Here is an 18,677-nt window from a genome sequence, read left to right on the forward strand (position 1 = left end):
TGATGACCGATCTTTATCAGTCCCAACGCGCCATGCGTCAGATGCGGCGCCAGGCATTGCAACGCGGTGTGATCGCGATTCTGGATGTGGGCAGTTCCAAGATTGCCTGCCTCGTTCTGCGTTTTGACGGATCGGGCCGGCTGAGTGAAGATAACACCATCGGCTCAATGGCGGGGCAGACGGGGTTTCGGGTTATCGGGGCCGCAACGACGCGTTCGCGCGGCGTACAGTTTGGCGAAGTCACCGCCATGCAGGAAACCGAACGCGCCATCCGCACCGCGCTTCAGGCCGCACAGAAGATGGCCGATATCCGTGTCGATCACGTCATCGCCTGTTTCTCGGGGGCCAACCCGCGCTCTTACGGGCTGGACGCACAGGTTGATCTGGATGGCCAGCTGGTGACCGAGGCCGAAGTGGGTCGTGTTCTGAACGCATGCGACGTGCCGGATTACGGCGACGGGCGCGAAGTGCTGCACGCACAGCCGGTCAACTTTGCGCTCGACAACCGCTCGGGCCTGATCGACCCGCGCGGGCAGATGGGCCAAAGCCTTGCGGTCGATATGCACATGCTGACCGTCGATGCGATGGCGATCCAGAACATCGTGCGCTGTATCAAACGCTGCGATCTGGAACTCGCCGGGATTGCGAACTCGGCCTATGTCTCGGGAATCTCCGCGCTGGTCGAAGATGAGCAGGAACTGGGCGCGGCCTGTATCGACATGGGCGGCGGCACCACCAGCGTTTCGATCTTCATGAAGAAACACATGATCTATGCCGATTGCGTGCGTATGGGCGGCGATCACGTGACCGCCGATATCTCGATGGGGCTGGGTGTGCCCGCGGCTGTGGCGGAACGGATCAAGACGTTCAATGGCGGCGTTCATGCGACCGGCGCTGATGACCGCGACATGATCGATATCGGCGGCGATACCGGTGACTGGGAACACGACCGCCGCACGGTCAGTCGGGCCGAACTGATCGGCATCATGCGTCCGCGCGTCGAGGAAATTCTAGAAGAGGTCCGCGTGCGTCTGGATGCGGCCGGGTTTGAACACATGCCAAGCCAGCAGATCGTTCTGACCGGTGGCGGCAGTCAGATCATGGGGCTGGACGGCCTGGCGACCCGCATCCTTGGTCAACGCGTGCGTCTGGGCCGCCCGCTGCGAGTGCATGGCCTGCCGCAATCGGCGACAGGACCGGCGTTCTCGTCCTCAGTGGGGCTCAGCCTGTTTGCGGCGCACCCGCAGGACGAATGGTGGGATTTCGAAATCCCGGTCGATACCTACGCCGCGCGCCCGTTCAAGCGGGCCGTCCGGTGGTTCCGTGACAATTGGTAGCCCCCTGTGCCGGGCCGCCTTGTGTGCGGCCCTGTTGCCGGGATGGGTTTCGGCCCAGACCATCATCACGCCTGAGGCATTTCTGGACGCCGCCGTCGGCAAAACGCTCACGTTCCATGAGATTCGCAGCGGCTATTTCGTCGGGACCGAGCAATTTCTGAACCGTCACATCTCGGTCTGGCGGCAAGAAGGGCAGGGCTGTGTCTATGGGCAGATCACCACGCCAAACGGTCAGATCTGCTTTCTCTATGACAATGATCCGGGTGGTATTCCCGTCTGCTGGTGGCCCTTCCTGCACGAAGGCCGTCTGATGGTGCGTCTGGCCTCGTTTGCAGAAAGCGAAATCCAGGAGGTGCGCAGCATCACCGAAACCAGCCTGAACTGTCCAAGTTCGCCGCTCAGTTGAAAAATCCGGTTGCGGCGCGCCGATTTATCCCTCAAGATATCCACAAGGCCCGGCAGAGGCCTCGCGGCAGGACCTGAGCAGTTTTCCGCAGTGTAAATGATGGTCGACCAAAGCGTGACGAACGGCTGAGTCCTCGCGCCGGGGTCGTCTGCCTTGTGATGGTCGCCGCTGTTTCCGCTATATCTGGCAGTACCTGCGAAATGCCGCCGGTTTCTGCCTTATTTCCTCCATATTTTGTGGTGAATCGCGATTTTTGACGTGACCTTTTCGCATCAGCCCGCTAGAATCGAGCAAGGATAGGTAAGAAAAATACCGCTTTGGCGGAACATAAATACAGGCGGACAGAGCATGACATTGAATCTTTCGATGCCCGGGCAAGACGAACTGAAGCCTCGGATTACAGTATTTGGCGTTGGCGGTGCGGGCGGTAACGCTGTCAACAACATGATTGAAAAACAGCTGGACGGCGTCGATTTTGTCGTCGCCAACACCGATGCGCAGGCGCTGCAGCAAAGCCAGTCCTCGGCGCGGGTGCAACTGGGTGTGAAGGTCACCGAAGGTTTGGGGGCAGGGGCCCGTCCGGCCGTGGGTGCCGCGGCTGCCGAAGAAAGCATCGAACAGATCGTCGACCATCTGGCAGGCGCGCATATGTGCTTTATCACCGCGGGCATGGGTGGCGGCACCGGCACCGGCGCCGCTCCGATCATCGCGCAGGCCGCGCGTGAGCTGGGCGTGCTGACCGTGGGTGTCGTAACCAAGCCCTTCCAGTTCGAAGGTGCCAAGCGGATGCGTCAGGCCGAAGACGGCGTTGAGGCGCTGCAAAGGGTCGTCGACACGCTGATCATCATTCCGAACCAGAACCTGTTCCGCCTCGCCAATGAAAAGACCACCTTTACCGAGGCGTTCTCGATGGCTGACGATGTCCTGTATCAGGGTGTCAAAGGCGTAACCGACCTGATGGTGCGTCCAGGCCTGATCAATCTCGACTTTGCGGATGTACGCGCCGTGATGGACGAGATGGGCAAAGCCATGATGGGCACCGGCGAGGCAACCGGCGAAGACCGCGCCATTCAGGCGGCCGAAAAAGCCATCGCCAACCCGCTGCTGGACGAAATCAGCCTCAAGGGCGCCAAGGGTGTACTGATCAACATCACCGGTTCGCACGACCTGACCCTGTTCGAGCTGGACGAAGCCGCCAACCGCATCCGCGAGGAAGTGGACCCCGAGGCGAACATCATCGTCGGCTCGACGCTGGATACCGCGATGGAAGGCGGCATGCGCGTGTCGGTTGTTGCGACCGGCATCGACGCCACCGAAAAAACGGCTGATATTCCGGTCGCGCGCCGCTCGATGTCCGAGCCGCTGACCCGCACCGTTTCGGCCGAAGAATACGGTCGCGAAGAAGCGCCCGCAGCCGCCGAAATGGCAGAGCCCGCGCCGCAGATGGAAGAGGACCGCGAACCTTCGCTGTTTGAAGCCGCGGAAGAGCCCGCCCAGCCGAAGTTCCAGCCGTTTGATGAACGGGATGAGGACGATCTGCCGCCACCGGCCTATCAGCCGCGCGTCGCCGAATTCGAGCCGCAGCCCGAGCAAATAGAACCGGCGCCCGAGGCTTTTGTTGCCCCGCGCGCGCCTGTCGCAGGCACCCCGTCGCCCGAAGCGCTCCAGCGTTTGCAGGCAGCGGTTCAGAAGGTTCCCTCGGCAGCTCAGCGCGCCGCAGCGCCCCGCCCGCAAGCGGCGGTTTCGCATCACGAACCCGAAGAACGCTCGCGGTTTGGCTTCAATCGGCTGATCGACCGGATGACCGGGCACGCCTCTGATACACCGGCCCATCCGCCGCGTCAGCAGCCCGTTCTGCGCCAGTCCGAGGCCACGGCACCGATTCACGATGAGGCCGACCCGGATCAGGATCGTATCGAAATTCCAGCCTTCCTGCGCCGTCAGGCCAACTGATCGCGGTAACAAAATCCACTCACGGGGTCGCCATTTGGCGGCCCTAATTCTTTTTAAAACAGTGGCTTACGAACGGGTAAGCAGGGTTTTGCCGATCTGTTACATACATGTTTCATTCGGTTACAAAGAGTGAGTTGAGCCTTGACGCGGGCTTCCTTAACTGAGTGTCCAACACAGCCCCAGCAGGCTGGACACCACTCGCCGAGGCCCATTTTGCAACATACGCTCAAATCTCCGGTCACGTTTAAAGGCGTCGGGCTGCACAGCGGCAAGCCTGCGACCATGATCCTGAAACCGGCAGCAGCTGGTCATGGCATCTGGTTCAAACGGACGGATATCCATCTGGGCGATGCGATGATCCCGGCGATCTATCACGTGGTCGAACGGACCCCGCTTTGCACCCGTCTGGTGAATGATGCCGGGGTGTCGGTATCCACCATCGAACATATCATGGCAGCTTTGGCCGGGTGCGGCGTTCACAACGCACTGATTGAAATCGACGGCCCCGAAGTTCCGATCATGGACGGGTCTTCGATCGATTTCGTACGCGGCATCATGGCCCGAGGCGTGCGCCGTCAGGCCAGCCCGGTGCTGGCCTATGAGGTGCTGAAGACCGTCACCGCATCGCGTGAAGGGGCCAGCGCAAGCATCGCACCTGCGGATGGGCTGATCATCGATTTCCACATCGATTTCGAAGACAGCGCAATCGGCAGCCAGACCAAGACGCTGGATATGCGCAACGGGTCGTTCGCGCGCGAACTCAGCGATTGCCGCACCTTCTGCCGCCGCATTGATGTTGAAGCCATGCGCGAACACGGGCTGGCCCTGGGCGGTACTCTGGATAACGCCGTGGTCGTGCAGGGCAGCGAGGTTCTGACGCCCGGCGGGTTCCGCCGCGTCGACGAAGCCGTGCGCCACAAGATGCTGGATGCTCTGGGTGACCTCTATCTGGCAGGCGGGCCGATTCTGGGCCGTTTCACGGGCGACAAGTCGGGTCATTCGCTGACCAACACATTGCTGCGCAATCTGTTTGAAACGCCCGGCGCGGTGCGCCCGGTTCTGTGCACGCCGGAACAGGCCGCACGCCTGCCGGGGCAGGGCCTGATCGTAAACGAAATTCCCGAAGTCGCCTGATCAGATCAACTCTGACGACATTTGCGCCAGATGTTGCATAAGGCGTTTTGCACCGGAATTTTCTGTGCTAGACCATGGCTCAATTCGGGGCGAACCCCATTAAGTAAGACGACAAGGATGGGCGGTATGGTTGGCAGCAAAGCGGCAGTCAGATTCGCAGGCGCGGTTCTTCTGGCAGCAGTTTTGACGGCATGCGGTAACGGGGGCGGCCTTTTCGGCAACAAGGGCGCGGACCGGGAACAGAATCTGGAAGGGTTCACACCGGAACAGATCTACACCCGTGGCGAATACGAACTGTCGCAGAATCGCTCGGATGACGCGGCTTGGTATTTCTCCGAGGTTGAGCGTCTGTATCCCTATTCGGACTGGGCCAAGCGTGCGCTGATCATGCAGGCGTTCTCGTTCCACTCCGACAAGAACTACGAAGAAAGCCGGGCTGCGGCCCAGCGGTATATCGACTTCTATCCAACGGACGAAGACGCGGCCTATGCCCAGTATCTGCTGGCGCTCAGCTATTACGACCAGATTGACGAGGTCGGGCGCGATCAGGGGCTGACCTTTCAGGCGCTGCAATCGCTGCGCACCGTGATCGAGGTTTATCCCGACAGCGAATATGCCACCTCGGCAGTGTTGAAATTCGATCTGGCCTTTGACCATCTGGCCGGCAAAGAGATGGAGATCGGGCGCTATTACCTGCGTCAGGATCACTTTGCCGCGGCCATCAACCGCTTCCGCGTCGTGGTCGAGGATTTCCAGACCACGTCCCACACCGCCGAAGCGCTTTATCGTTTGGTCGAGGCTTATCTTTCCCTCGGCCTGCTGGATGAGGCGCAAACCGCAGGTGCCATCCTTGGCTACAACTACCAATCCTCGGAATGGTATGACGATGCGTACAAGCTGCTGACCTCACGCGGGCTTCAGCTCAAGAGCCGTGGCAACAACTGGCTCAGCACGATCTATCGTCAGACCATCAAGGGTGAGTGGTTGTAATCGCCATGGCATTAGGCTTGGGACGCTGAAGACCCGATGCTGCGCGCCCTTGATATCCGCGACATGCTGATCATCGACCGGCTGGAACTCAGTTTTCAGCCGGGCCTGAATGCGTTGACCGGTGAAACCGGCGCGGGCAAGTCGATCCTTCTGGATTCTCTGGGCTTTGTTCTGGGCTGGCGCGGGCGGGCGGAACTGGTGCGGCAGGGTGCGGCGCAGGGCGAGGTTGTGGCCGAGTTCGAGCTTTCCGCCGATCATCCCGCACATGCGATACTGGCCGAGGCGGGCCTGCCGGGCGGGGATGAGCTGATCCTGCGCCGGATCAACACCGCCGAGGGGCGCAAGACCGCTTGGGTCAATGACCGTCGCTGCTCGGGCGATGTGCTGCGGGCGCTGTCGGAAACCCTGATCGAACTGCACGGCCAGCACGATGACCGCGGGCTGCTGAACCCGCGTGGCCACCGGGCCATGCTGGACGATTTCGCCGGGGTTTCGGACCGGCTGACATCCGTTCGTGCGGCCTGGACCGACATGTCACGCGCCCGCAAGGCACTGGCCGAGACCGAGGCCGCTCTGGCTGCCGTCCGAAGTGAGGAAGATTTCCTGCGCCACGCGGTTGCCGAGCTGGATCAGCTTGATCCTCAGCCCGGTGAGGATGCCGAACTTGATGCCCGTCGCCGCATGATGCAGGGGGCCGAGCGTATCCGCGATGATGTCGCCCGCGCCTATGCCATGCTGACCGGGGACGGTGCCGAAGGGGCGATGTCCGACGCTATCCGCTGGCTGGAAGGCGTGTCTGGCAACGCAGGTGGTCAGCTGGACGAACCGATTGCCGCGCTGGGGCGCGCGATGATTGAACTGGGCGAGGCGCAGGATGGCGTGAACGCCTGCCTTCAGGCGCTGGACTTCAACCCGTCGGAACTGGAACAGGCCGAGGAACGCCTGTTTGCCATCCGCGCACTGGCCCGCAAACATGACGTGGCCCCGGATGACCTGGGCGCGTTTGCCGACACTCTGCGCGCCCGCCTCAACCAGTTGGAAGCAGGCGATGCCGACCTGGCGGACAGGCACGCCGCTGTGGAGGCGGCACAAAAGGCTTATGACAACGCCGCCGCCGACCTCAGCGCGGCCCGCGCGGCGGCTGCGGGGCGGCTGGACGCTGCCGTCATGGCGGAACTGGCCCCGCTCAAGATGGAACGCGCGGTGTTCCGTACCGAACTCACCCCGGCGGAACCCGGCCCCGAAGGGACCGACGCGGTGGCCTTTACCGTGGCTACCAACCCGGGCGCGCCTGCGGGGCCGCTGAACAAGATCGCCTCGGGGGGTGAACTCAGCCGCTTCCTGCTGGCGCTCAAAGTGTGCCTGTCGGGCGATGACAGCGCTCGCACGATGATCTTTGACGAGATTGACCGCGGCGTGGGCGGGGCCACTGCCGACGCGGTCGGGCGCAGGCTGGCGTCATTGGCGCAGGGCGGGCAGGTGCTGGTTGTCACCCATTCTCCGCAGGTCGCCGCGCGTGCGGCGCATCACTGGCGGGTGCAGAAACAGGTCACGGACGGGCAAACCCTGTCCACCGTCATCCCTCTGGCCCAGCCCGACCGGGTGGACGAGATTGCGCGCATGGTGGCGGGCGACACCATCACGGACGAGGCGCGCGCCGCCGCCCGGGCCCTGCTGCAGGCCTGATGCGCCCGTGGCACGAATTGGCCTCACACTGTCGCTATCTCACTTTTATTAGGGTGCTCCGTGGCTTACTAAGGGTTACGTGATGATCCCCGAGGGCCAATGACCCAGTCGACCCGCACCGTTCTGCGCAACCAGCTCAATCAGGCTCTGGCCGCGATCAAGGATGCGTGGCGGGTGATGCTGCGCCGGGGGCCAAGCCAGATCCAGTTCTGGTTCATCGCACTGGTCATCGGTATCGCTGCCGGTTTCATGGCGCTTGGGTTCCGCAAAGCCATCCGCGCGTTGCAGGCCTATCTCTATGACACCGATGACGTTCTGCTGCTGCACAGCCATGCCGAGAAACTGCCGTGGTTCATGATCCTGATCATCCCGATCATCGGTGGGCTGGTCGTGGGCCTGATCCTGAACCGGTTCACCAATGACGGGCGCGTCAGGTCCGTCGCTGATGTGATCGAAGGGTCGGCCATCACCGACGGGCGGGTCGAGGTCAAGGCCGGAATTGCCTCGTTCTTTGCCTCGCTGATCACGCTCAGTTCCGGTGGGTCAACGGGCCGCGAAGGCCCCGTGGTGCATATGGCAGGGGTCATCTCCACCTGGGTCAGCAACCGCATCCATGCCGACGGGATCACGGGCCGTGACCTGCTGGGCTGTGCTGTCGCCGCCGCCGTATCAGCCAGCTTCAACGCCCCCATCGCCGGGGCCCTGTTCGCGCTCGAGGTCGTGCTGCGCCACTTCGCCGTGCATGCCTTTGCCCCGATCGTCATCGCCTCGGTCGCCGGAACGGTGATCAACCGCCTCGAATATGGCGACGTTACCGAGTTCACGCTGGAAACGCCCGGATCGCTGCAATTCTATGTCGAACTTCCCGCCTTCCTGATCCTCGGCCTGATCTGCGGCTTTGTCGCGCTGCTGCTGATGCGATCGATCTTCTTTGCTGAAGATATCGGCAGCCATATCCAGAACCGCCTGTCCATTCCGGGCTGGCTGCGCCCGGCCGTGTCCGGCGCGATGCTGGGGCTGATGGCGATCTGGTTCCCGCATATCATCGGTGTGGGCTACCAGACTACGATCCGCGCTTTAACCGGCGATCTGGTTCTGACGACCGCGATCCTGTTTGCGGTGACCAAGACTATCGCCGTGGCGATCACCATGGGCGGGCGCATGGGGGGTGGGGTGTTTTCACCGTCCCTGATGATCGGCGCGCTGACCGGGCTGGCGTTCGGACTGATCGCCACAGGGCTGCTGCCGGATGTGTCCGGCACGCACACACTATATGCCTTTGCCGGAATGGGCGCGGTTGCCGCGGCGGTGCTGGGTGCCCCGATCTCGACCACTCTGATCGTGTTTGAACTGACCGGCGACTGGCAGATCGGCCTTGCTGTTATGGTCAGTGTGTCCATGTCCACGGCGCTGGCCTCACGCCTGGTGGACAGGTCGTTCTTCCTGACCCAGCTGGAACGCCGCGATGTCCATCTGGCCGCCGGGCCGCAGGCCTATCTGCTGGCAATGCTCCGTGCCGGGGCGGTAATGCGTCCGCTCGGGGATCAACGGTCGATCACTGCGGACGAGGCGCAAGCCCTGATCAAACAGGGCCTGTGCATTCAGGCCAGCGCCACTCTTGAGGCCGCGATGCCCTATTTCGACCGCGACGACATTCCCTGCATTCCGGTTATCGTTCTGGAACAGGACGGGTCCGAGACACCGGTTGGCGCGCTCTACCATGTCGACGCGCTCAAGGCTTACAACCGGGCCCTTGCAGCCACCGCGGCCGAGGAACATTCGTAAGGCGCCCGCGACCGGGACAAGCGTTCCGGAAACCTCCGCTGAAACCCTGTCCGGCGCCTCTAAATCTGCTCCACCTTCACCGAGTCCACCGGATAAAATGCCAGGTATCCCTTGATCTCGGCCACGGTGGAAATCGGGTCTTCATAGCTCCAGACCGCGTTTTCGGTCACCGAGGATTTGTTGACGATGGAAAAATGCGTCGCGTCGCCCTTGCCGGCGCAATGCGTCACCTTGTCGGTCTGATCCAGAAACGCCATCGCAACATCGCCGCGCGGAAAGTAAATCACCGGAGCTTTGTCGCCTTCGTGCAGTTCCAGCGCGTTGCTCGTTTCGCCCAGAATCGCACCGCCCGAACGGACAGTCCATTTGCCCGGTGCTTTTTGGATCGTGATCTCAGTCATTTCTATTCCTTCCGTCGACGTATTGGGGCCTCTCCTCTGCCCGTTCTATGTAACAGGCGGGTGTCAGATCGGCGCAGTTGCGGCATCCAACCACAGTTGCGCGTCATGTCCCAGCCTTGGGCGGATTTTTTCCGCGACGTCGCGATGATAGGCGTTCAGCCAGCCGCGTTCGTCAGGCGTCAACATATCAACCATGATCAGCCTGCGGTCAATTGGCACAAATGTCAGGGTGCGCCAGCACAGCATCGCGCGTTCCACGTCGCCACCGGGCAGGGCCGGAGCTTCTTCCACCACCACTAGGTTTTCTATGCGGATGCCAAAAGCGCCCTCGCGGTAATATCCCGGCTCATTCGACAAGATCATGCCGGGTTGCAGCGGGACATGGCTGACCTTCGACAGGCGTTGCGGCCCCTCATGCACGCTCAGATAGGCCCCGACACCATGTCCGACACCATGGTTGAAATCCTGCCCCGCCGCCCATAGCGGCGTGCGGGCCACGCATTCGATATCACGTCCGGCCAGCCCTGCGGGCCAGCGCAGCATCGACATGGCAATCATGCCCTTCAGCACGCGGGTGAAGCAGGTCTTTTCCTCCGCCCCGACAGTGCCGATGGCAAGCGTCCGCGTGATATCGGTGGTGCCATCCAGATATTGTCCGCCACTGTCCAGCACCAGCAGATGACCGTCCTGCAACCGGCTGTCGGTCTCGTCCGTCACGCGGTAATGCATGATCGCGCCGTTCGGACCTGTCCCGGCAATGGTATCGAATGAGATATCCTGCAACACGTTGTCCCTGCGGCGGTTGTCTTCCAGCCGCGTGACCACCTGCGTCTCGGACAGGCTGCCGGGGGGCTGTGCGTCCAGCCAGCACAGGGTTTCGACCACCGCCACCGCATCGCGCAAATGCGCCTCGGCGCTGCCCGCGATTTCGGCCGGGTTCTTGCAGGCCTTGGGCAGGGCACAGGGGTCGCCGCCATCCACCATGGCATCGCCCAACGCGTCCGCCACGATCTGCGGCACCGTGCTCAGGTCCACCTGTACCGCACCGTCCAGCGCTGCCACCGCGTCCAGAAACTCCGCAGGGTGGCGCACCGTTACCTTCGGGTCCAGATGATCCTGCACCTCCAACAGTTTTGCCGCAGCCATGAACAGATCGACCCGGCCATCGTCATGCAGGATCGCAAACCCGTGGGCCACCGGATTATAGGCGATATCCGACCCCCGAATGTTCAGCAGCCACATGATCGAATCCGGCAATGTAATCACCGCGGCCTTTCGCCCGGCCTGCCGCAGGTCTGCGGCCAGTCGGGTAATCTTGCTGTCAGCGGTTTCGCCTGCAAACTCGATCGGATGCGCCTTGACCGCCTGCATCGGCGGTTCAGGCTGGTCCGCCCAAATGCGGTCCACCAGATTGCCGCAGCGCACCAGTTCGATACCTGTGCCCTCAAGCTCGCCAAGCGTGGACGAGATTTGCCCCGCCGCGTGCAACCACGGATCAAAGCCCACCTTACCACCACCGGGCAACTGCGCTTTCAGCCATGTACTCAGGCTGATATCAGGCCACGGCACCGGCGTGAACACATCCGCGACCTGCGCCTTGACCTGCGTGCGATACCGCCCGTCGATGAACACACCAGCCATGCCGGTCAGCGCAGCACAGAACCCGGCCGATCCCGTAAACCCGGTCAACCAGGCCAGACGCTCATCCCGCGGGGCCACATACTCGCCCTGATGCGCATCCGCGCGCGGGATCAGAAACCCGTCCAACCCTTCGCGCACGAGCTCAGCGCGCAATGCAGCCAGACGCGGCGGCCCCTGCTCGGGCCGCGCGGTCACCTCAAAGGACTGGAACATGCTACACCTCCCTCAGCCGGGCGGTCGATATCGCCGCCTTTTCATCTTTTGGGAAATACTCCCGCCGGAGGCAAGGCCAGCCTAGCTGACCTTCTTCATCCCCATCACCCGTGCCCGCGCGCGCGGATCACTGTCGAACAGGGCCGCCAGTTGTTCCGTCATCGCACCGGCCAGCTGTTCCACATCGGTGATCGTCACCGCACGGTCGTAATACCGGGTCACATCATGACCGATGCCAATCGCCAGCAGCTCGACCATCTTGCGCTTCTCCACCATGGCAATCACATCGCGCAGGTGCTTTTCCAGATAGTTGGCGGGGTTCACGCTCAGGGTTGAATCATCAACCGGAGCCCCATCCGAAATCACCATCAGAATCTTGCGCTGCTCGCGCCGCGCGATCATCCGGCGATGCGCCCATTCCAGCGCCTCACCGTCGATGTTTTCCTTCAGCAGGCCCTCTTTCATCATCAGGCCCAGATTGGGCCGCGCCCGCCGCCACGGCGCATCGGCGCCCTTGTAGATGATGTGGCGCAGGTCGTTCAGACGGCCGGGCTGCTGCGGGCGGCCATCGTTCAGCCATGCCTCGCGCGCCTGTCCGCCTTTCCACGCCCGCGTGGTAAAGCCCAATATCTCGACCTTCACATTGCAGCGTTCCAGCGTCCGCGCCAGAACATCGGCGCAGATGGCGGCGATCGAAATCGGACGCCCCCGCATCGACCCCGAATTGTCCAGCAGCAGCGTGACAACCGTGTCGCGGAACTCGGTGTCTTTTTCGACCTTGAAACTCAGCGGAGTGGTGGGGTTCGCGACCACTCGTGCCAATCGGCCCGCGTCCAGAATGCCTTCCTCGCGGTCGAACTCCCAACTGCGGTTCTGCTGCGCCTGCAACCGGCGCTGCAACTTGTTGGCAAGGCGCGAAACCGCCCCTTTCAAAGGCTCAAGCTGCTGATCCAAATAGGCCCGCAGACGTTCCAGCTCGGCCGGTTCCGCCAAATCCTCAGCGGCAATCTCTTCATCATGCGTGCTCAGATAGACCTTGTAATCCGGGTCGGCCTCGGATGCGGGCGGCGGGGCAGGCGGCTCCAGCGGCGCTTCGCCATCAGGCATCTCGGCCTCGTCACCAAGCTCATCCTCGGCCATCTCGTCCATCGAGACCTGCGCCTGAGATTGATCCTGCTGCTCTTCCTGCGTCTGCTCAGGCGTCGCATCCGCGTCCTGATCGTCCTGATCATCCTGACCGGTGCTGTCGGGGTCGGGCTGTTCCTCGGCGTCGTCCTCGGCCTGATCTTCCTGATCGTCGTCCAGCTCGTCGGGGTCATCGCCCAGCTGATCGCCATAGCCCAGATCCTTGATCATCTGCCGCGCGAACTTGGCAAACTCCGCCTGATCCGACAGCACGTCATCAAGGTTCTCCAACACGCCACCGGCCTGTTCCTCGATAAACCCGCGCCACAGGTTCATGATGTTCTCGGCCGCAGGCGGCAGATCGCGCCCGGTGGCCAGATGCCGGATCAGATAGCCCGCCGCCACCGACAAGGGCGCATCGGCAGGCTGCTTGCACTGGTCATATCCGCGCCGGATCGCCTCATGCCCGATCTTGACGTCTATGTTGCTGGCAGTGCCGGGCATATCCCGCGCACCCATCGCCTCGCAACGCGCCGTCTCCATCGCCTCGTACAAGTCCCGCGCCATATCCCCCGGAGGCGCATAGCGCGCATGGGTTGCATCATCATGATACCGGCGCTGCAACGCCAAAGCATCCGCCGTGCCGCGCGCCAGCAGAACCTCTTCCCGCGTCATACGCCGAGACACCTGCGGCAGCCGCATCGCCTCGCCCGACAAGCCCGACGGATCGACGGTGTATGAAATGTTCAGTTCAGGATCATCAGCCATGACCTTGGTGGCCTCGGCCAAGGCCTTCTTGAAGGGATCGGCAGGGTTGTCGTTCTTCTGTGCCATGTCCTTAAGCCCTCATCAAAGTGACCTGCCCGGCGCGGAAAACAATAACGGATCCGACTTCATCTGGCCAAAAATATCCCCGCCGGAGGCATTGCGCCCGGAACGGGCGCAATCCGGGCGCTTAGCCCAAGCTCGCACTCGCCGCGCTTTCCGGCAATTCCTCGTCAAAGCAGCGCTGATAGAACTCGGCAACGGTCTGACGTTCCAACTCGTCGCATTTGTTCAGGAACGACAGGCGGAAAGCATAGCCCACGTTGCGGAAGATCTCGGCATTCTGCGCCCAGTTGATCACGGTCCGCGGGCTCATGACGGTGGACAGGTCGCCATTCATGAAGGCGGTCCGGGTCAGGTCGGCCACGGTGACCATCTGGCTGACGGTCTTGCGGCCCTCGGCGGTGTTGTAATGCGGCGCCTTCGACAGCACGATCATCGTCTCGGCGTCATGGCTCAGATAGTTCAGGGTCGAGACCAGCGACCAGCGGTCCATCTGGGCCTGGTTGATCTGCTGCGTGCCGTGATACAGACCTGTGGTATCGCCCAGACCCACGGTGTTTGCAGTGGCAAACAGGCGGAAACACGGGTTCGGCGTGATGATCTCGTTCTGGTCCAGCAGGGTCAGTTTGCCATCATGTTCCAGCACCCGCTGGATCACGAACATCACGTCGGCGCGGCCCGCGTCATATTCGTCGAACACGATGGCCACGGGGTTGCGCAGGGCCCAGGGCAGGATGCCTTCGTGGAACTCGGTCACCTGCTTGCCATCGCGCAGTTTGATTGCGTCCTTGCCGATCAGGTCAATCCGGCTGATGTGGCTGTCCAGGTTCACGCGCACAGCGGGCCAGTTCAGACGGGCGGCGACCTGCTCGATATGGGTCGATTTGCCGGTGCCGTGATAGCCCTGAATCATCACCCTGCGATTATGGGCAAAGCCCGCCAGGATCGCCAATGTTGTCTCGGGGTCAAACTTGTAGGTCGGGTCGATCACGGGCACACGGTCGGTGGCTTCGGCAAACCCTTTGACCTTCATGTCCGTATCAATGCCAAATACGTCACGGACCGAGATATCTTCGGTGGGTTTTGCGTTTACATCGATCGATCCGTCAGCCATGCGCCTTGTCCTTATCCTTTGCCCCGCTCACCGGGTTTGAACCCGTGTGTGGTGCAACATATTGCGGACAAGGGCAAGGGAAAGCGGCCCGCTCCGAAAGGTGAGCAGGTTTTTCTTTCAAACTGGCCCTATTGACGCGCGGACGATCCTTGGTCGCGATGGGTACAAGACGCAGATCAAGCCGCGTTCATCAACAATGACAGTGCTGCCATTCGGACGCACCCGCCAAACCATGTGTCCGAAAGGCTGCACGCAGGTAGGTATTCAACAATCTACATGTTGTAGAGGATGACCTTATCAGGCATATAATATGGTCTTATGGGGCGTTTTGTAAGTGATCGGGTGTTGGTGAAGCAGGAATGCCAAGCGCAGGCCTTACCGGGGTGTCGCTCCGTGTCGAATGACAGGCAGACGTTAGAAATTGCCTGCAAAGCCGCGGTGACTCCCGGTGGCATTTAACGCTCTTCTCCACACCGTCAATACGACGGGCCAGAACGATCTCATCGTCCAGAACACGACACAACCCGCGATCATCAGCGGTTCGATGGTGTCGTTTGATGGGGGCACGACCTTCCAGCCCTACACCTATCTTGGCCAGGGAAACTATCGCGGAACCGGGGAATCCGGAGAGTTCATTCAGGTCGGCGGGCAGATCTACGCCTGGGATGCCAATAACCCAACAGGCCCGATGACCACAGGCAACTGGAAGATCACCCCGGTTGATCTGAACCCGACCGATCCACCCTGTTTTGTCTCGGGCACCCTGATCGAAACGGATTGCGGTCCGCGCCCGGTCGAAGATCTGGCCGTGGGCGATCGGGTTTGCGTGGCCGGTGGGACCACGCTGCCCATCGAATGGATCGGCAAACGAACGCTCAGTGCGCAAATCCTGCGCGTCCGGCCCCAATTCAACCCGGTTTGCATCCGGCGCGATGCGATGGGCAAGGGCCTGCCGGACAGGGATCTTTACCTTTCTCCGCAACACCGGGTCGTGCTGGGGGGCTGGCGGGCCGAGCTATATTTTGGCGCACCAAGCGTGTTCTGCGCGGCCATTCATCTGGTCAACGATGATACCATCCGGCAGGTGACGACGGGCGAAGCGGTGACATATTACCACATCGCCTGCGCCGAACATGTGATCCTCACCTCGCACGGCCTGCAAAGCGAAAGCCTGTTTCCGGGCGATATGGCGCTGAAATCACTGCATCGCGACGATGTCGAGGAACTGCGCGCGCTCTTTCCGGGGTTACTTTCAGACGCAGGACCGCACCCCCAAACGTGCCTAAGCTGCCTGACCGGGCGCGAGGCACGCGCGTTGCGAGACATGTTCGCAGACTAGGCCCACATAACGGAAATCGTGGCGCCGCTGTTGGTGCGCGCTCGGATCACGCCCCGCTGTTAACTGCATAAGTGCAGAAGTTGCTAATCGGGGATCAACCGAACAAGGTTTGACGCCTTCATCCTCCGGGACATCGACCCAACATCATTCGCGCATGGCACGGGCATTATGGGCCGTTCAACCCGCCTATGCCCCAATCGGCATGGGTCTCGATAACACTGGCCACGGCCAGCGCCTTTTCCGCGATATCCTCCGGAGTGTCCTCGGCGAACGCGATGCGGGTCATCCTGTCGTGCATCGCTTCCGAGGTGTAAAACTCAAAGGCTCGCGTATTGCCCGGGCTGTTCCAGAACGCGGTGATCCAGATCGAGTCCCGCCCCGGAATACAATATGCACACCAATCGCGCCACAGACGCAGCACCAATTCGGTATCCGGGCTTGCGGCGACCTGTTCGAACAGCGACTCCAGCGGCCACCCTGCCAGGGCGAACATGCAAAGCGTATCGTCCAGACAGCCGCGTTCCCGTGCCATCTCGCGTTTCAGATACGCGCGCTGGAACCGGTCCAGAATCTGCCACTCCTCGGGTGACCAGTTATCCGGGTTACCGGTTTCAAACCGGTTCAGGCTCACCTCCAGCCCAACACTGGCGGGGTCTTCGTCCACGGACAGAATCTCTAGGATCCGGGGCAGCAGGTACCCCCATGTTTCGCGGGCTATCCCCGCGGGATCACAAGCGGCAAAGAACCAGTCCTGAACGTAATGCAGGGGCAGCTCGGCAATGGACGGCGTGAAGAAGTCCGCCTCAATATCGGCGTCCATGCAGCAGCCTTCGCAAACCTCGATACTGCTCGGCTTTGGATAGGCGAAAACCCTGTACGAATCGCTGACGATGTCAGAAAACGGATGATCCGGCGGGATCTTCGCGTTTGGCGGTTTCTGCTCTTTGCGTGCCACGGTCCTTGCATCCAAAACTGTTCTGTCGGGGCAAGGCCACGTCAGTGTGATCCCTGAACGCTACGAAACCCGGATCGATGCGTAAAGCTATGGTCGCGTGGTCAAAGCGAAAACCAAAGCTCATCCTTGCGAAAACCGCCTTTCACAAGACGATCCGCTTTCAACACATCCGGAAACTCGTCCTCCCAGTCCCGGAACATGTCATTTGTAACGATACGTGCCTTGCTGTCCCGCGCCGCCTGCAAGATCAACGGATCTGCCGGCGTGCCTTTGGGCGCGACCATGACCCGCTTGGCCCGCAAGCCCAGGGCGCGGCTCAGCGCCCGGTCGTTCATGTATTCCCCTTCGACCTTGTACCCGACGTTAGCATCGAACACGACGCCCGGTTTGAACCCGGCTTGCTTCAGGCTGGCCAGAACCTGCCGCAACGTTGCCAGATCCGGTGCGCCGTCTTTCCAGTGAATCACGTTCGACCCGTCCACGATGATCCATGTGTTGGCCCTGCGCCAGCCGAACCAGGCCCGGATCAGAAGGATCGTACTGGCGAACACACAAAGCAGGGCCAAAAGGAAAAGCCAGTCCATCTCGGTTGGATAGAACTGCGCCACGACCAGCCCGCAAAGTGAGGCAAGCAGCAAAAAGAAAGGCATACGCACAGCGGTTGCTCCGGGAAAAGCACTGTTTCAATTCCCACTACTATTGCGGGAATTGAAACAGGTTTCCAGACAGCATCCTCACAATCCGTTCAAACTGTGTAAACAGCTGGCGACTGACGGCGGCCTTACTTGAAATTCCGGCTGTCCTTGATCTGGTCCCAGGCCCAGACGACCTCTTGCAACTGCTCTTCCTGCGACCGGTCGCCGCCGTTCATGTCCGGATGCAGCACCTTGATCAGCTTCTTGTACGCCTTGCGCACTTCGGTCTTGGACCAGCTGTCATGGGCTTCCAGAATCTCGATTGCACGGCGTTCAGTGGGGGGCAGGCGACGTCCGCCACCACCCGAGGTGCGCCCCTTGTTCTGCGTGCTGTTGGCGCCCAGAACCTGATGCGGGTCCTCAATGCCCAGACGGGCCCAGGCGCGCGCCTCCGGGTCTCCCATCGGCTTGGTCTCACGTTCCCAAACCTTGTCCTTCGAGCGTTGCGCGTTCAGCTCGGCCTCAGTGGTCCCATCGAAGAAGTTCCACTTTTGGTTATACTCGCGCACGTGCTGCTGGCAGAACCAGAAATAGTCATCCAGCACATCCGGTGCCTTGGGGGCGCGGAACTTGCCCGGCTCGTCACACCCGTCGTGATCGCAGATCCGGACCGAGGTCTCGGACGCGCCTGACATGCCCCGGCGCCCACGCGGGTTCTTTTTCTTGGCGCTGGAAACGGACATATCGAATCCGAAGGGGTCTGATTTCGCCATGCTCTATCCTCACGAACGCATCTTTTCGACTCGGAGGCAGCAGTTTAGTCTAAGCAGCCGAAAGTAGAAGAGGGGGGCGGCAAAAATTTTGCCGCTGAGCAAAAAAATGAGCGTGACCGACGAAATCCGAACCCGCCTGCAAGCCGCCTTTGACCCGCATGAGCTTGACGTGATCGACGACAGCGAAAGCCATCGCGGCCATGCAGGTCACAGGGAAGGCGGCGAAAGCCATTTCAACGTCCGCATCCGCGCCGCCGCATTCGCCGGTCAATCCCGCGTCGCCCGTCACCGGGCCGTGCACAAGGCGCTGGGCGATATCGTGCCCCGCATCCACGCGCTGGCGCTGGATATCGGAACCTGAC

General features: G+C 61.5%; 16 protein-coding genes. 9 read left to right on the plus strand and 7 right to left on the minus strand.

From position 1 onward, the window contains the following. Positions 1–2 precede the first annotated feature (2 nt). The 7 genes from ftsA to ACR0AM_RS04785 all read left to right on the plus strand — a co-directional run bounded on the left by ftsA (position 3) and on the right by ACR0AM_RS04785 (position 9,291). Complete coding sequence (gene ftsA, locus ACR0AM_RS04755; RefSeq protein ID WP_480475961.1) at positions 3–1,337, plus strand: cell division protein FtsA; 1,335 nt, start codon at positions 3–5, stop codon at positions 1,335–1,337. Next, positions 1,324–1,743, plus strand: a complete 420-nt coding sequence (locus ACR0AM_RS04760; protein WP_480622258.1) for a hypothetical protein — start codon at positions 1,324–1,326, stop codon at positions 1,741–1,743. The genes ftsA and ACR0AM_RS04760 overlap by 14 nt, the downstream gene beginning before the upstream one ends. Before the next feature lie 348 nt (positions 1,744–2,091). Beyond that, the gene (gene ftsZ / locus ACR0AM_RS04765; RefSeq protein ID WP_480554080.1) at positions 2,092–3,696 is read left to right on the plus strand and encodes a cell division protein FtsZ; all 1,605 of its coding nucleotides are present in this window, start codon (positions 2,092–2,094) and stop codon (positions 3,694–3,696) included. 213 nt (positions 3,697–3,909) lie between these two features. Continuing rightward, positions 3,910–4,830, plus strand: coding sequence for a UDP-3-O-acyl-N-acetylglucosamine deacetylase (gene lpxC, locus ACR0AM_RS04770; RefSeq protein ID WP_480516302.1), 921 nt, complete (start codon positions 3,910–3,912; stop codon positions 4,828–4,830). A gap of 126 nt (positions 4,831–4,956) precedes the next feature. Then, positions 4,957–5,820, plus strand: a complete 864-nt coding sequence (locus tag ACR0AM_RS04775; RefSeq protein ID WP_480475969.1) for an outer membrane protein assembly factor BamD — start codon at positions 4,957–4,959, stop codon at positions 5,818–5,820. A 36-nt stretch (positions 5,821–5,856) separates the two neighbouring features. Beyond that, entirely contained in the window at positions 5,857–7,506 is a 1,650-nt protein-coding gene (recN, locus tag ACR0AM_RS04780; protein ID WP_480622259.1) for a DNA repair protein RecN, read from the plus strand. Between the two features lie 99 nt (positions 7,507–7,605). Next, on the plus strand, positions 7,606–9,291 hold the full coding sequence (locus ACR0AM_RS04785; protein ID WP_480516306.1) for a chloride channel protein: 1,686 nt from the start codon (positions 7,606–7,608) through the stop codon (positions 9,289–9,291). Positions 9,292–9,350: 59 nt separating this feature from the next. Here the strand turns inward: ACR0AM_RS04785 and ACR0AM_RS04790 are convergent, their stop codons facing one another. The 4 genes from ACR0AM_RS04790 to cobS form a co-directional block, all read right to left on the minus strand. After that, a complete protein-coding gene (locus ACR0AM_RS04790; RefSeq protein ID WP_480475975.1) occupies positions 9,351–9,692 on the minus strand; it encodes a DUF427 domain-containing protein in 342 nt (113 codons plus the stop codon). 63 nt (positions 9,693–9,755) lie between these two features. Further along, a complete protein-coding gene (locus tag ACR0AM_RS04795; RefSeq protein WP_480622260.1) occupies positions 9,756–11,546 on the minus strand; it encodes an aminopeptidase P family protein in 1,791 nt (596 codons plus the stop codon). A gap of 81 nt (positions 11,547–11,627) precedes the next feature. After that, positions 11,628–13,505, minus strand: coding sequence for a cobaltochelatase subunit CobT (cobT, locus tag ACR0AM_RS04800; protein WP_480622261.1), 1,878 nt, complete (start codon positions 13,503–13,505; stop codon positions 11,628–11,630). 121 nt (positions 13,506–13,626) lie between these two features. After that, positions 13,627–14,613 carry a cobaltochelatase subunit CobS gene (cobS, locus tag ACR0AM_RS04805; protein ID WP_480475981.1) on the minus strand — a complete coding sequence of 329 codons (987 nt, stop codon included), beginning with the start codon at positions 14,611–14,613 and terminating at the stop codon, positions 13,627–13,629. Positions 14,614–15,061: 448 nt separating this feature from the next. On the opposite strand from cobS, the gene ACR0AM_RS04810 reads away from it, so the two are divergent. After that, complete coding sequence (locus tag ACR0AM_RS04810) at positions 15,062–15,952, plus strand: Hint domain-containing protein (RefSeq protein WP_480475983.1); 891 nt, start codon at positions 15,062–15,064, stop codon at positions 15,950–15,952. A 166-nt stretch (positions 15,953–16,118) separates the two neighbouring features. Here the strand turns inward: ACR0AM_RS04810 and ACR0AM_RS04815 are convergent, their stop codons facing one another. The 3 genes from ACR0AM_RS04815 to ACR0AM_RS04825 form a co-directional block, all read right to left on the minus strand. Next, positions 16,119–16,907 carry a hypothetical protein gene (locus ACR0AM_RS04815; protein ID WP_480516318.1) on the minus strand — a complete coding sequence of 263 codons (789 nt, stop codon included), beginning with the start codon at positions 16,905–16,907 and terminating at the stop codon, positions 16,119–16,121. Positions 16,908–17,008: 101 nt separating this feature from the next. Further along, positions 17,009–17,557 (minus strand): NYN domain-containing protein, encoded by a 549-nt coding sequence (locus ACR0AM_RS04820; protein WP_480622262.1) that lies wholly within the window; start codon positions 17,555–17,557, stop codon positions 17,009–17,011. A gap of 131 nt (positions 17,558–17,688) precedes the next feature. Continuing rightward, positions 17,689–18,315 (minus strand): J domain-containing protein, encoded by a 627-nt coding sequence (locus tag ACR0AM_RS04825; protein ID WP_480475989.1) that lies wholly within the window; start codon positions 18,313–18,315, stop codon positions 17,689–17,691. Between the two features lie 106 nt (positions 18,316–18,421). Here ACR0AM_RS04825 and ACR0AM_RS04830 point away from each other — a divergent pair, with 106 nt between their 5' ends. Continuing rightward, a complete protein-coding gene (locus ACR0AM_RS04830) occupies positions 18,422–18,676 on the plus strand; it encodes a BolA family protein (protein WP_209597754.1) in 255 nt (84 codons plus the stop codon). Position 18,677 lies beyond the last annotated feature (1 nt).

Source organism: Ruegeria sp. AD9 (assembly GCF_056542305.1).